Here is a 13,574-nt window from a genome sequence, read left to right as displayed (position 1 = left end):
AGCGCAACTAACCCTCAATTGGCCAAGAACGCACGTGGCTCGTGACGGGCGTCGCGGGTCAGCGCAGCCAGCACCTGCAAGGGGTTCTGGCCCAGCTCGATGGCCAGGCCCAGGCGTATGCTGTCGATCACCCGCTGCAGGCGCACCGGGTCGTTGCGCTGGGCGCGGGTGATCAGGCGCTTGGCAACCACGCCAGCGTCATCGGAAAGGGTCAGCATGATGCTGCCGTCAAGGTTGGCAATGCTCAGGTTTACCCGGTATTCGGGGGCGAAGGCGGCGCTGATCTGCTCGAATGGATTGTTCATGCCTGAAGCCTGCAAAGGTGGACTGCAGAAATTGACCGGCCCGCACCCGGTTCGTTCAAGTAGGGCAATTGGCCATTAGCGCAACTACACTCCTTGCATCGCAGCCGCGACGCATGGCCAATGGCCGGCAAAGGAGTGCCCGTGCTTCCCTCATTCGCTGCCCGCCAGCGTGGCGCAATCGGCCTCATGGCAGTGGTTACCCTGGGCCTGGCGCTGTTGTTCATGCTGCTGGTGATCGACAGCGGCCGGTTGTACCTGGAGCAGCGCAAGCTGCAACGCATTGCCGACATGGCCGCGCTGGAGGCGGCCGGCCAGTATGCCGTTTGCACCGGCAGCGGGCCGCAGGCCACGGTGGTTGCCCGGGCGGCGGCCACCCGCAACGGCCATGCGCCCGGCAACCCGCTGGCGGCCAGCTGCGGCTACTTGCAGACCGGCGCCAACAGCCTGCGCACGTTCACCACGGACAACAACCGCACCGAGGCGATTCGGGTGGACGTGAGCAACACAGTCCCCACCAGCGTCGCGGCGGGGGTGTATAGCCTGGCACAGGGCACAGGGGTGCCGCTGACCACCACCTTGCACGCCCATGCGGTGGCTTCGTCGCCTGTTCCACCGCAGGCCATGCTGAGTATCCGAACCACCCTGGCCACCGTCGATTCGCGACAGTCGGTGTTGCTCAATGCCCTGCTTGGTGCCTTGGGCGGTAACGTGCAGCTTGATGTGGCCGGCTGGCAAGGCATTGCCAGCACCCAGCTCAACGTGCTGCGCTACCTGGACCAACTGGCCATCGACCTCAACCTCAAGGCCGGTGACTACCGGCAACTGCTCAGCGCCGATGCTACCGCTACGCAACTGCTGCAGGCGGCGGTGAAAGTACTGCAGCAGAGCGGCGCGGCCGCCAACGTGGTGACCAACCTGGGCAAGCTGGCACTGGGTGCCAGCAACAGCACCTTGCTGCAGCTGGGCGATTTGCTCGATATCCAGAACGGCACCACGCAGGCCGGGCTGGATGCCAGTATCCAGTTGCTGCAACTGGTGCAGGGCGTTATCCAGCTGGCGGTCAGTGAAAGTGCGGCAACGGTGGACTTGCCGGTCAGCGTGCTGGGGCTGGTCAATGGCCGGGTCCGCCTGAAAGTGATCGAGCCGCAGCAGATTTCTGCGGTGGGTGACCCGCGCACCGATGAATTGCGGGTACATACCGCGCAGGTGCGGGCGATGATTTCGCTCGACCTGCCGCTGCTCGACTCGGTGTTCGGCTTGCTCAACGCGGTACTCGACCTGGTCGGGCCGATCACCAATGTGCTCAACAACCTGCTGAGCCTGAACCTCGCCAGTACCTTGCAATCGGTACTGTGCCTGGTCGGCGTGCCGTGCACTGTCACCGATATCATCCTGGTCCCGGACAAGCTGTCGCTGGATATCGGCCTTGAGGTGGCGGAAGCGACCACGCGCCTCGACCCGCAGGCCCCAGGCACCTTCAGTTGTTCACCCAAGCGCCTTGTCACGCAAGCGCAAAGCTCGGCGGCCAAGGTTGCGGTGGGGCGTTTCGAGTCCAGCAATTCGTTCTTCATGAGCGGCACCACGGTGGTCAAAGCATTGCCATTGGTGGACATCGGTACCAAGCGGTGTACCCGGTTGCTGATACTGCCCGCCATCTGTGACGCCCGCATGCCCTTCACTGGAGGCGGGCTGGGCGTGCGCGTCAACAGCAAGGTTTTGGGCAGCGGGGCCGTCGAGCGCCCACTGGTGTTCCAGGCGCCCGACAGTGTGCCGCCCAACATCGGCCTCAGCCCTGCCTACCAGAGCATGCAAACCGCCAACAGCACGGTCGTCGGCAGCCTGGCCGAGACCTTGCAGGGCATACAGCTGGAAGCCTACAAACCCACCGTGAACAGCGGCCTAGGCGATGTGCTGGTGCTGGTTGGCAACGTGCTCGGCACGGTCAAAGGTATCGTCGAGCCCTTGATCAGGAACCTGCTCAGCCCGTTGCTCGACCCCTTGCTCAACGTGCTGCTCAAAGCCCTTGGCATCGACCTGGTCAACGCCGAGATCGGCGCCAACCTCACCTGTGCCAACCGCGCTCAGTTGGCCTTGTAGATCGGCAACCACACTTCGAAGCAGGCGCCTTCGTTGCGGTTGTGCACCGCCAGCCTGCCGCCCATGGCATCGACGATGCCGTGGCTCACCGACAAACCGAGCCCGGTGCCGACCCCTGCTGGCTTGGTGGTGAAGAACGGCTCGAAAATGCGCTCGAGCAGGCGCGGGTCGATACCGCCGGCGTTATCTTCCACCAGCAGGCACAACTGCCCGTGCTCGATGCGCTGGCCTACGCGGATGTGTGGGTGGGCAACGCGCCGTTCCAGCAAAGCGTCCCGCGCATTGACCACCAGGTTGATCAGCACCTGCTCGAGCTGGTCCTGATGGCCAAGCACGTGCGGGCACCGCTCGGGCGCCTCGATGGCCAGCGTCACGCCTTTGCCGCACAAACCCTCGGCCAGCAGCCCCTGCGCACCGAGCACCGCCACCCAGGCGGCGAACACCTGCTGTTCCACCTCGGACCGCCGCCCATGGGTGCGCAAATGCTCGACCAGGCGAATGGCGCGCTCCAGCTGGTTGTCGATGCGCTGCAGCTTGCCTGTGAGGTACGGAACATCGGCGGCACCGCTTTCCAGGCGTTTCAGCCCGTTGACCACCGCCAGGCGCATGGTGGTCAATGGCTGGTTGAGTTCATGCACCAGCCCCGTTGCCAGTTCGCCCAAGGTGGCCATCTTGGCTGCCTGCAGCAGTTGCTGCTGGCTATGGCGCACTGCCGTGTTGTCGCGGGCAACTGCCTGGATCTCCACCAGTTGCCCGTGCTCATCGAACAGGCCACGCTCGGCCCACACCCACCAGGCGTTGCGGCGCCCCGGTAATTGCAGGCAGACCTCGGCACTGCTCAACGGCTGCTGCGGGCTCAGCGTGGCGAGGCGCTGCACGAACGCCGTGCGTTGGCTGTCGCTCATCCACTGGCCCAGGTTCATTGCGCCGAGTTGCTGTGGCGGGCACTCCAGCAGCTCGGCCAGCGGCCGATTGCCGAACAGCAATTGCAGCGCAGGCGTGTAGCGGCAGATCAGCGCGGGCGAGTCTTCCACCAGCGCCCGGTAGCGCTCCTCGCTCTGGCGCACGCGTTCGGCAGCCTCGGTGGCCTCGCTGACATCCAGCCACAGGCCCACGACCTCCACCGGTTGCCCCAGGTCGTCACGTAGCAGGCGGGCCTCGTCCAGTATCCAGTGATAGCCGCCGCGCTCATCACGCAAGCGGTAGCGGCTGCGAACCTGGCCGTCGCGCAGTAGCGTGCGCGTACGTTCCAGCCATAGCGTGCGGTCGTCCGGGTGCACCGCCTGGCCGGGCTGCTGAGCCAATTCGCCGTCTTTGGGCCAGCCCAGTAGCGGTGTCAGGCTGGCGCTGAAAAAATCACTGTGCAGCGCCCCGTCGGCGTAGCGCTGGATGTAGATCACCGCTGGCGAGCTGGCGATCAGGTTTTCCAGCCGGGCGCGGGCCGCCCCGGCCTGTAGCTCCTGGGCTTTCAAGGCGCTGATATCGAGCACGAAGCCCTGAACCTGGCGCCCGCGCAGCTGGCCGACCCACTGCAGCCAGCGTGGGCCCGCCAGGTCGTCGGCGGGCAACAGGCGCAGGTTCAGGTTCAAGGCGATGCCGTCGCGCAGTTGCGCCAGCGCCATGCGTGCAGCTTCGCGGTCGGCCGGGTGCAAACGGCCGAACCATTGTTCGCAGGTGGCATCCCGCGGCAGGCCCAGGCGTGATGCCAGGGCTGGGTCGAATGCCAGTGGCCCCTGCAAGGGCCATGACCACCAGCCAGCGCCCAGTTGCTGCTGCAGTTCATCCAGGTGGCAGGCGCGCTGCTGCAGCTGCTGCTGGCGCAGGCGGCTGAGCAGCGGTTCGACCAGCGCGGGCAGCAGGGTAGCCTGCGCTTGGGGTGTGGGTGGCCTTGGTGCCCCGGCACACAGTAACCAGGCCTGAACACAATGGCCGTGCTGGTAGGGCAGGGCGACCAGCGGCAGGCCGGCAGCCGACGACTGCAGCAGCGGGTGCTCGGCCGCCAGCTGCCGAGCGGCGGCTGGCAACGTATGCAGCCAGGCACGCAGGCGCTCGTCGTCTGCCCAGGGCCAAACGGCATCGCTGCTGGCGTAGCTGTACCAGCCGCTGTCACCTGGCAGCAGCAGGCGCAGGGCCCCCGCCTGCCAGTGCTCGGCCAAGTGTTGCAGTTGAGCGGTTGTGGTCGGCAGCAGGTGCTGTTCGTCGCAGTCACGCATGGCACGGCCAAGCGCCAAGGCCAGGTGGTGCTGCGCCAGGTCATGGGCGTGGTTTTCGCGCTCACCCAGCAGGTCGCCGATATCGAACACCTGCAGCAGCCACCCGTCAGCCTGGCGCAGGAGCCAGCCGCGCGTATGCAGAGCAGTGCCGTGCACGGTCACGAAGTCCAGGTCCAGCGGCTGCCCCTGCCAGTCCGCCGGGGCGCCTTCGAGTACCAGCCAGCTATGCCGTTGCAGGTAGTCATGCACCCGCGCGGCGTGGTGCGGGCTTGCCGGCAGCAGCGTGCGCAGGGGGCCGGCCAGGCGCAGCACGTGGCCTTGATCATCCAGCCACAATTGCAACCCGGTGGCTGGAGTGTGCTGTTCAACCGGCAGCGGGGCCTGGCCGCCGAGCCAGCGCTCGAACAGGCCGTTCACAGTTGCAGGCTCGCTTCGGCACGCAGCCGGTCGGGTAGGCGCGGTACCTCGCCAATCAACGGCAGCACCAGCATGGGCAGCACATGGGTGAGTTTTGCCTTGGGATAATCGATGGCTACCGTCAGCAGCTTGTTGGAGCCCAAGGTGACCTGTGCGTCGCTGGCCGGCTGGAAGTCGAAGGCAGCAGGCAGCCACTGCAACTGCTGGCTGATGACCTGACGGGCCAGGTTCTGCACATCGTTGGTGTAGCTGGGGCTGTCCGGGTCCAGCGCCACGCAGCGGCGCACCGCCTCGGCGCTGGCCTGGTTGAACGATTGCAGCATGAGCATGGGCAGGGAATAGCTGACAAGGCCGTAGAACACGGCGAAGAAGATCATGAACACCGCGGCGAACTCGATGGCTGCCGCACCGTGCTGCCGTTTTGCCGGGCCTGCTTTCATGATTGCGTCTACCCTGACCATGTGTCCTGAACAACAGCATAGAACCGATCGACGAACAGGGATGGCCAATTGCCCATGCACAGCTTTGCATTGCTGGTCTGGCTAGCGTTGTGCGCCGGGCAGGATGCCCGCGAACGGCAGATAGCCAATGTACTGACGCTGGGTGCCGCAACCCTTGCGCTGGCCTGGTTGCTGGCCACAGGGCGCAGTTGGCTCGGTGCCCAGGGCAGTGATGCGGCGCTGGCGTTGTTCATCGTGCTGCTGCTCACGCTGCCGGGCTACGCGCTGGGGCAGTTCGGGGCCGGTGACGTCAAGCTGCTCGGTGCGTTGGCGCTGGCCAGCAGCGTTGCTCACGTGCTGGTCACTTTCATTGCTGCGGGGGTGGTGCTGGTGGCCTGGCAACTGGTTCGCCGAGGTGCGCGACAGCCGCGGCAAAAAAGGCCGTTCGCGCCCTGTCTGCTGGCAGGCTTTGCCGTCTCACTGGCCTGCCTGGGCTGAGCGTTGACGACACGGCAAGCCCCCGCTAATTGTTGCGCTCGGTCATCTTGGTCCAGCGGTAGAAGTCGGGGATCTCGTACTTGTAGGTATCCAGCCAGCGCTGCATGGACTGGTCGCGTTCCCGCGCCGTTTGTACCTGCAGGTGGCGCGAGGCCTGTGCGCCGCTGGACTGCACACGCAGCAGCCGCTCGGTGGCCGTTTCATCCTGAGGGCTCGGGCGCGGGTATTGCTCGGCGTGCAGCGCCGCGCTACCCATGCAGCAGGCCAGCACCATCATGTACCTGATCATGTTCACCTCCCAGTTTCAATTGACCATCGGCTGCGATGCCTGGGCCGAGGCGACCGGGCCTCGGCCACCGGCCTTGATCTGCCCGGCCCGCGCCTTGGCCGCGGCAAACTGCCGGGGCTCAAGCTGCAAGCGGCCGACCAGGTCGGTCGCCTGCTGCCAGTTATCCTGGAGCAGCGCCAAGGTCACCAGGTTGATCGCAGGCAAGGGGTTGTCGTCTTTCAGCTCGATGGCCGTCAGCAACTCGAAGCGAGCCTGCTCATAGCGCCCCAGGTTCATCAGGACCACGCCCAGGTCATTGCGTACGCGTTCATCGGTAGGCGCCAGGCGTACAGCACGCTGCAGGTTCTGCAAGGCCTGGATGTCGTCGCCACGTACCGCGGCCAGTTGGCCCAGGCCATGCTCGCCTTCGGCAGCCAGGCAGCCGCCCAGCAGGCTGCGGTACAAGGGTTCGGCCTCGCCAAGGCCAAGCAGCCGGGACACTTTGGCCTTGCGCAGGCGCACCTGGTCGAGGGTGTCCGGCAGTTGCTGCAGGTGCGCAAGGCTGGCATGCGGGCGGCCGTCATTGAGCATCTCGTCCGCCAGGTTCAGGGCCAGTTGCTGGTCGGCGTCCGGCTTGCTGCAACCGGCGGCAGTGAACAACGAGCGCAGGCCCTGCGGCTGTTGCCCGGCGCAGCCACTCAGCAACACCAGGCATGCGCACAATACGACTGTCTTCATCCCGCTTTCCTCAGGGGCTCAACGCCCGCGCCAATGCAGAGAAGCCTGGCCCGGCAAGCACGATCAGCAGGGCCGGGAACAGGAATACCATCATTACCGCCGACATTTTTGCCGACATCATCGACACCCGTTCTTGCAGGCGGGTCAGGCGGCGGTCATCGAGCAAGGCTTTGAGGGCCAGCAACGACTTCATTGCGCCGCTGCCTTGGGCCAGCAACTGGCGCAGGATCACGCAGGTGTCGGTGAATTCGTCCACCGCCAGTACCTGTGCGGCCTTGTCCAGTTCCGGGCCCAGCCCCAGCCCCGAATCCACCCGCTGCAGTACCTGGCGCAGTTCTTCGCTGATGTTCGGGATCAGCGTTCGCCCTTCCTGGCTCAGCAGGCGCAGTGCCTGCTCGACCGTCAGCCCGGTTTCGAACAGGATTCGCAGCATGGGGATCATCAGGCCAACCTCTGCGGCAATGCGCTGCTGGCGCCGGGCGGCAGCCAGGGCCAGCAGGCGCTTGGGCAGCAGGTAAGCGGCGCCCAAGGCACACAATGGCCAGACCACCCAATGGGCGGCGGCAGCGCCTTTGAAGCCTTGCTGCAATAGCAGCGTCAGTACCACCGCCAGCAGTGGCAGGCCCAGTTGCACGGCGGCGAACAGCGCGCGCTGGCGGCTGCGACGCCAGCCGATGCGCTCGAGCAGGGCCTGGCTTTCACCGTCGAACTTCTGCAGCCGCTGCCCCCAGGGGCTACTGCCCAGCCAGTGCAGCCAGCCCTCCAGGCGCTCGGCACGGGCCAGGCGCCCCTGTAGCCTTCGCGCCACCAGCACCCGGGCCCGCCATTGGCGAATGGCCTGCTGGGCAAACAGGCCGGCGGCGATCAGCAGGCACAGGGCGCAGATCAGCATGGCCATGTTCACAAGCTCCTCATCATGCGCCACAACACCAGGCAGCCGAGTACCTGCAAGGCGAAGGCCAGCAACAGCATCAGTTGGCCGCTGCTGTCACGCCACATGGCCAGCAGGTAGTGGGGGTTGGCCAGCAGGAAGTAACCGACCATCGCCAGTGGCAACGCCCCGAGAATGATGGCCGTGATGCGCGTTTCGCCGGTCATGGCCTTGAGCTGGCGTGCCCCTTGCTCGCGCTCGCGGATCAGCTTGATGAGGTTCTCCATCAGTTCACTGGCGTTGCCGCCATGGCGCTGGTTGATGCGCAAGCCCAGGGCGAACAGCCGCAATTCGTCTTGCTGGTGCAACTCGGCCAGTTCGGTCATGGCGTCCTCCAGCGGCACGCCCAGTTGCACATTGCGCCGGACCCTCGCCAGCGTAGTGCGCAGTGGCTCGCGGCTGCTGTCGATAGCGCCCAGTACCGCATCATTGAGCGTGCGCCCGGCCTTGAGGCTGCGCACGCTGTAGTCCAGCAGGCCGGGCAGTTGCTCGACCACGTGCCGCATGTGCCGACGGCTCTGCCAGCTGATGAGCAGGTAGGCAATGGCCGGCAGACCGGTCAGCAGCATCAGCGCAGCGACCCAGCCAAGCGCGACCAGCGCCAACAGCGCCAGCCCCAGCCAGGCCAGCAGCCAGCGCTGGGGGTGCAGCTCGACAGTCGTCAAGCCGGCGCGTTGCAGCAGCGGGTCGAGCCAGCTGCGCCGTGCCGTACCATTGCGCACAATGCTGAACGCGCGCCCAAGGCGTTGCAGGATGCGCTCTTCGTGCCGCTTGTACAGGCCGCGGCGCAACAGCAGCAGGGCCAGGCCCAGCAACAGCGGGCACAGCGCCAGTAGCAGCGGGCCGGTCACAGCAGGCCCTCTGCCTTGAGCTTGCTGCCGGCCGGGTGAAGCGCCTCGCGCAGGAAGCTGTCACCGCCCCGGCGGTCCAGGCGGAACAAGGTGTTGGTGACATACACCTCATCGCGCACGCCAACCACCTCCAGCACTTCGCTGACGCAGCGTCGGCCATCGGGCAGGCGGGTCAGCTGGATCACCACATCCAGCGCTGCACAGACCATTTGCCGCAAGGTCTTTTCGGCAATTTGCCGGCCACTCAGGCCGACCAGTGTCTCCAGGCGCAAGAGTGCGTCCGCTGCGCTGTTGGCGTGCACGGTACTCATCGAGCCATCATGGCCTGTGTTCATTGCGGTCAGCACATCGAGCACTTCGCTGCCGCGGATTTCGCCGAGGATAATGCGGTCCGGGCGCATGCGCAGGGCGTTGCGGATCAGCTCGCTGGCCTTGATCTCGCCGTGCCCTTCGGCATTGGGCGGGCGGGTTTCCAGGCGCACCACGTGGGGGTGGTGCAGTTGCAGTTCGGCAACGTCTTCGATGGTGACCAGGCGCTCGCGAGGGGCGATCATCTGGCTGAGGATGTTCAGCAGGGTGGTCTTGCCGGTGCCGGTGCCGCCGCTCACCAGAATGTTGCAGCGCTTGCCCACGGCGCGTTCGAAAAAGTCGAAGATAGGCTGGTCGATAGCGCGGGTGGCCAGCAGGTCGGCACTCTTGAGCATGTCCTGGCGGAATTTGCGGATCGACAGGCACGGGCCGTCCAGCGCCACGGGCGGAATGATCGCATTGACCCGGCTGCCGTCGGGCATGCGGGCGTCGACCATGGGCGAGGACTCGTCCAGGCGTCGCCCGAGCGGGGCGAGGATGCGTTGCATCACCCGCTCTACATGGTGGGCGTCGATGAACCGCAGGTCGGTCTGCTGCAACAGGCCGGCCCGCTCGACGAACACCCGATGGGGGCCATTGACCAGAATTTCGGTGACGCTGGGGTCACGCAGCAATACTTCCAGCGGGCCGAAGCCGGTCAACTCGTCCACCAGCTCTTCGGCCAGCCGCTCCATTTCATACCGCGACAGCGCCAGGCGCAGGCGCGCAACGTAGTCACCAACCTGCTCCAGCACGAACTGGGTCAGCGCCGGCCGTGCGCCCTCCAGCAGGTTGCGGCCGCTGTCCTCAATGGCATCGATGGCAAAGCGGTGCAGTGCGCGCTTGAGCGCGTAGGGGTCGCCCGCGGCCGGTTGCGGGCCACCAAACGGTTGATCGTTGTTCATTTGCTGCCCCAAAGCCGGCGCAGCCAGGTGACGGCCGGCGGTGCGAGGTTTTCCGAGCGCCGGGCCAGGCGTTCGCCCAGGCTGCGCAAGGTTTGCGTAAGCTGCTCACGGGGGGCCAGTTCGAACAGGCTCAGGCCCTGGTTTTTCACGTTCAGGCGCACTTCAGGGCTATAGGGCAGGGCCCTGAGCAAAGGCAGCGCGTAGCGTTTGGCCAGGGTGTCGGCGTCGGGGGCCACGTTGCTCAGGTAGCGGTCCACCAACAGGCTGGCGTGTTCCAGCTTGATGCCGTGATCACGCCACAGGTCGAGCACCTCCAGGTTACGCCGGCACTCGAGAATGTTCTGGTCGGTGTAGATGATCAGTTTGTCGCAGTGGCTGACCAACGTGCGCAGGGCCTCGCTGTCGGCATGCCCGGCGAGGTTGACGACGATGTGCTGGAAGTGCTGGCGCAGGGCGCTGAGCAGCATGTACAACTCGGCTGCGCTGGTGTGTTGCAGTGGCTCGTCGGTTTCGGCATAGGTCAGCAGGCGCAGGCCTGTGTTGTCGCGGGTAAATGCGCTGTCGATCAGTGTGGTGTCGAGGCGGCGCAGGTGGCGCAGGGCGTCACCGAAGTAGAACGATGCCTCCAGGCCCAGCAGTGCCAGGCTGTCGCCACGCGGCAGTCCCAGGTCCAGCAGCAGGGTTTGCTGGCCGCTCTGCTGCACCACACGGGCAAGGTGGGTAGTGAGCAATGCGCCGTCGGCACCGCTTTGCACCCCGAACAGCACCGTCAGCCCGCCCAGGCTGGGGTTGCTGGCCACCGCCGGCATGCGTTTGCCCAGGCGCCGCACCAGCCCGGCCACTTCGCTGGCGCGCGAGCCATAGGCGACGAAGTCGCGGGCGCCAGCGCGCATGGCATGCAGCACCAGCTGGTTATCCAGGCCATCGCCGAGGGCGACGATCGCCAGCATTGGCTTGGCCTCCAGCACGCCCTCGATCAAGGCGCACTGGTTGATCAGTTGCTCGCGGTCCAGGCCGATGAACATCAGGTTGCTGAAGGTGGCATTGACCAGGGCCAGCAGCTCGTCGAGGCTGCCACCGTTGGCGCCGATCACCTGGCCTTGCGGTGCCAAGGCGCCCTGCAGCCAGTGCAGGTCCTCTTCGGTGCGGGTGATGGCGAGGAAGGTCGGGTTCAGGCTCTCGTTCATTGCGACAGCCCGCCCTTGCCATCGAAGTTGCCGTTCTCCAGGAAGAACAGGCGGCCCCAGCTGGGGTCGTAGTTGCGCAGGTGCTCGCCCGGCAAGGGCGGCAGCTTTGCATTGACCGCCAAGGGTTGCACCAGGTGCGGGGTGACAATCATCAGCAGTTCGGTTTCGTCGCGGCGCATGGTCGAATTGCGGAAGAACGCCCCCAGTATCGGCAGGCTGCCCAGGCCGGGTAGCCGGTCTACCGCTGAACGGGTGTTGTTGCTGACCAGGCCGCTGATGATGAAGCTTTCGCCATCGGCCAGGGCGATGCTGGTGTCGGTGCGCCGTACAGTCAGCCCCGGGACCTGAGTACCGGCGATGGTCACCACGTTGCTGTAGTCCAGCTCGCTGACTTCGGGGGCAACCTTGAGGGTGATCCGGCCTTGGCTGATGACCGTCGGGGTCAGTGCCAGGCGCACGCCGAACTCCTTGTACTCGATCGAGACGTTGTCACTGCCGGCACTGGGCACCGGGATCGGAATTTCGCCACCGGCCAGGAAGCTGGCTGTTTGGCCACTGAGCACGGTCAGGCTCGGGCGCGCCAGGGTGTAGGCGAAACCGCTGTTCTCCAAGGCATTGATCATGGCCAGGAAGCGGCTGCTGCCACCGCCCCAGACGATGTTGAAGACGCTATTGTCGAGTGGAATACCGGGGCGCACATCCGCATATGCGATAGGGTTCTCACCTGTCTGAGCGCCAGGCACATAATCAGGGCGCACTACGGTATTTGGCACCGTACCTGGCGAGCCAATCAGGCTATTGTTCGACCCCTTGAAAAACAGCCGTGCCCCTGCCTCCTTGTATTTGCTGCGGCGCACTTCGACAAACCGGATATCGGCTTGCACCTGGCTGGGCAGTTGCGTGTCCTGCGACGGCAGGAAGCTGTCCTGGGCCATATCGGCGCTGGCCCGCCCGCGGACGAACACCATCGCCTTGTGCGGTGACGGCGTGCAGGCTGTCCACATCATCAGGCTGGTATTACCCTGGCCCACCGCGGTAATCACCACACCGCGCTCACCGCTGGCCTGGACATCGGCCACCTTCGGCTCGCCGACCGCAACCCGCTCGATCGCCACCGGCAAGCGCAGTTCCTGCTGCAGGCCCTGGTCGATCTCGATGATCGCAGGCAGTTGGCCGAACGCTTCGCAGCCTTTGGGTGCCGCCTGCGCCTGGGGCAACAGCGCGGCCAGCAGCCCGGTCCAACATGCTTGTCTGAAGAAGGAACTTCGCATCACTGCATCCTTGCCGATTCAGGGGTTGTTGGCGCTTGCTTCAGCCGTGGCACCACGGATGATGTGCATGGCGGGCGCGGCGTGGCTGGGCGCCGGGCTCGCCACACTGGCCACCGGCGCCTGGGCCAGCTGGCTGAAGCGGTAGAGCGCGCGGTTGGCGGCCTCCACCTGCGGTATCGCATCGGCCTCGCTCCAGTACCGCGCCAGGCGCTGTTCATCGGCACTGCGCACCGCCAGGCGCAAGGTGCCGGCCTGGGCGGCCAGCATCAAGCGGCTGGCCATGGCCTCGGGCACGGCCACTGCCACCGTGCGGGTGCCTGCGCCGTTGCCCAGGCCGCTCTGGTCGCGGCGGGCCTTTTGCTCATCGGCGCTCTGCGCCGGGCGGCCATCGTTGGCCAACCCCGTTTGCTCGCCGACGCTCAGCACACGCAGGGCCGGCAGTACCACCTGGGCCGAGGCTTGCGGGTTGTTGGGCTCTTCGCGCAGGAACAGCAGCACGTCAACGTAGTCACCCGGGCGCAGTTGGCCAGCGGCACCGACCACTTCATCCACGCCCAGTGCCACCGCCCGCTCGTGCGCGCGGATCATCCGTGCCAGCGGCCCGCCGGCCTGAAAGCTGGCTTCTTCCAGCCAGGTGCCTGCCGCCAGGGGCCGGGCGCTGCTGCGGCCGATCACCTGGGCGACCTGTTGATAAGCACCGGCTGGGGCGACCTGCAGGCGCTCAACCAGCACATCGTCTTCAGTGAGTGGGGTATTGGCTGGCACGGACTTGCGCAGCACGACCACAGCCGTGCGCGGCACTTCCACTGGCGCGCTGGGCGCTGGCGCTGTGGCCACGCTCGGCGGTGTAACGGTAGGCGCGGGGGCAATGGGGGCGACCGGCGGGCGGCTGAGCACCACGCCCCAGTAGCCTGCCAACAGCGCCGCCAGCAAGAAAAACGCGGCCAGGAATAGGGTCAAGCGGCTGCTCATCTCGGCCTCCCTGCACGCGTTGGATGATGGCGAAAAGTCACTATTTCGCTATAGCAAGTTAGCGCAGCCATCGCCATTTGCCATGAGCCCGGGGAGTTTTTTTCAGGGTGCCGAGCAGGTCGCGTGAAAACAA

Annotated in this window: 13 protein-coding genes; 2 read left to right on the top strand and 11 right to left on the bottom strand. The window is 65.9% G+C overall.

All coding sequences use genetic code 11. The features are described 5' to 3' along the window. Nucleotides 1-14: 14 nt before the first annotated feature. Nucleotides 15-305 (bottom strand): DUF3509 domain-containing protein, encoded by a 291-nt coding sequence (locus FPB55_RS21570; RefSeq protein ID WP_009684480.1) that lies wholly within the window; start codon nucleotides 303-305, stop codon nucleotides 15-17. A gap of 141 nt (nucleotides 306-446) precedes the next feature. Here FPB55_RS21570 and FPB55_RS21565 point away from each other — a divergent pair, with 141 nt between their 5' ends. Then, on the top strand, nucleotides 447-2,402 hold the full coding sequence (locus tag FPB55_RS21565; protein WP_238706604.1) for a pilus assembly protein TadG-related protein: 1,956 nt from the start codon (nucleotides 447-449) through the stop codon (nucleotides 2,400-2,402). Here FPB55_RS21565 and FPB55_RS21560 read toward each other — a convergent pair. Next, on the bottom strand, nucleotides 2,387-5,032 hold the full coding sequence (locus FPB55_RS21560; RefSeq protein WP_125855333.1) for an ATP-binding protein: 2,646 nt from the start codon (nucleotides 5,030-5,032) through the stop codon (nucleotides 2,387-2,389). The genes FPB55_RS21565 and FPB55_RS21560 overlap by 16 nt on opposite strands. After that, a complete protein-coding gene (locus FPB55_RS21555) occupies nucleotides 5,029-5,472 on the bottom strand; it encodes a TadE/TadG family type IV pilus assembly protein (RefSeq protein WP_110679678.1) in 444 nt (147 codons plus the stop codon). Before FPB55_RS21555 ends, FPB55_RS21560 begins: the two co-directional genes overlap by 4 nt. A gap of 75 nt (nucleotides 5,473-5,547) precedes the next feature. Here FPB55_RS21555 and FPB55_RS21550 point away from each other — a divergent pair, with 75 nt between their 5' ends. Beyond that, nucleotides 5,548-5,970, top strand: a complete 423-nt coding sequence (locus tag FPB55_RS21550) for a prepilin peptidase (protein ID WP_009685009.1) — start codon at nucleotides 5,548-5,550, stop codon at nucleotides 5,968-5,970. 25 nt (nucleotides 5,971-5,995) lie between these two features. On the opposite strand, the gene FPB55_RS21545 is transcribed toward FPB55_RS21550, so the two are convergent. From FPB55_RS21545 to cpaB, 8 genes are read right to left on the bottom strand one after another with little or no spacing between them, the layout of a single operon-like run. Further along, nucleotides 5,996-6,259 carry a DUF3613 domain-containing protein gene (locus FPB55_RS21545; RefSeq protein WP_009685010.1) on the bottom strand — a complete coding sequence of 88 codons (264 nt, stop codon included), beginning with the start codon at nucleotides 6,257-6,259 and terminating at the stop codon, nucleotides 5,996-5,998. A 15-nt stretch (nucleotides 6,260-6,274) separates the two neighbouring features. After that, a complete protein-coding gene (locus FPB55_RS21540) occupies nucleotides 6,275-6,976 on the bottom strand; it encodes a tetratricopeptide repeat protein (RefSeq protein ID WP_144189243.1) in 702 nt (233 codons plus the stop codon). A gap of 10 nt (nucleotides 6,977-6,986) precedes the next feature. Further along, on the bottom strand, nucleotides 6,987-7,874 hold the full coding sequence (locus FPB55_RS21535; RefSeq protein ID WP_029885795.1) for a type II secretion system F family protein: 888 nt from the start codon (nucleotides 7,872-7,874) through the stop codon (nucleotides 6,987-6,989). Nucleotides 7,875-7,876: 2 nt separating this feature from the next. Beyond that, nucleotides 7,877-8,758 carry a type II secretion system F family protein gene (locus tag FPB55_RS21530; RefSeq protein ID WP_009685015.1) on the bottom strand — a complete coding sequence of 294 codons (882 nt, stop codon included), beginning with the start codon at nucleotides 8,756-8,758 and terminating at the stop codon, nucleotides 7,877-7,879. Further along, nucleotides 8,755-10,011 (bottom strand): CpaF family protein, encoded by a 1,257-nt coding sequence (locus FPB55_RS21525; protein WP_115294729.1) that lies wholly within the window; start codon nucleotides 10,009-10,011, stop codon nucleotides 8,755-8,757. The genes FPB55_RS21530 and FPB55_RS21525 overlap by 4 nt, the downstream gene beginning before the upstream one ends. Then, nucleotides 10,008-11,198 carry a pilus assembly protein gene (locus FPB55_RS21520; protein WP_115294728.1) on the bottom strand — a complete coding sequence of 397 codons (1,191 nt, stop codon included), beginning with the start codon at nucleotides 11,196-11,198 and terminating at the stop codon, nucleotides 10,008-10,010. Before FPB55_RS21520 ends, FPB55_RS21525 begins: the two co-directional genes overlap by 4 nt. Then, complete coding sequence (locus FPB55_RS21515) at nucleotides 11,195-12,469, bottom strand: type II and III secretion system protein family protein (RefSeq protein WP_047150122.1); 1,275 nt, start codon at nucleotides 12,467-12,469, stop codon at nucleotides 11,195-11,197. Before FPB55_RS21515 ends, FPB55_RS21520 begins: the two co-directional genes overlap by 4 nt. 18 nt (nucleotides 12,470-12,487) lie before the next feature. After that, on the bottom strand, nucleotides 12,488-13,441 hold the full coding sequence (gene cpaB / locus FPB55_RS21510; protein ID WP_144189241.1) for a Flp pilus assembly protein CpaB: 954 nt from the start codon (nucleotides 13,439-13,441) through the stop codon (nucleotides 12,488-12,490). Between the last annotated feature and the right edge of the window lie 133 nt (nucleotides 13,442-13,574).

It is taken from the genome of Pseudomonas sp. BJP69, from assembly GCF_007633355.1.
GTDB classification, from domain to species: domain Bacteria; phylum Pseudomonadota; class Gammaproteobacteria; order Pseudomonadales; family Pseudomonadaceae; genus Aquipseudomonas; species Aquipseudomonas juntendi.
The sequence above is the reverse complement of the archived record's forward strand: the minus strand, read 5'-3'. Positions and strand labels throughout refer to the sequence as shown.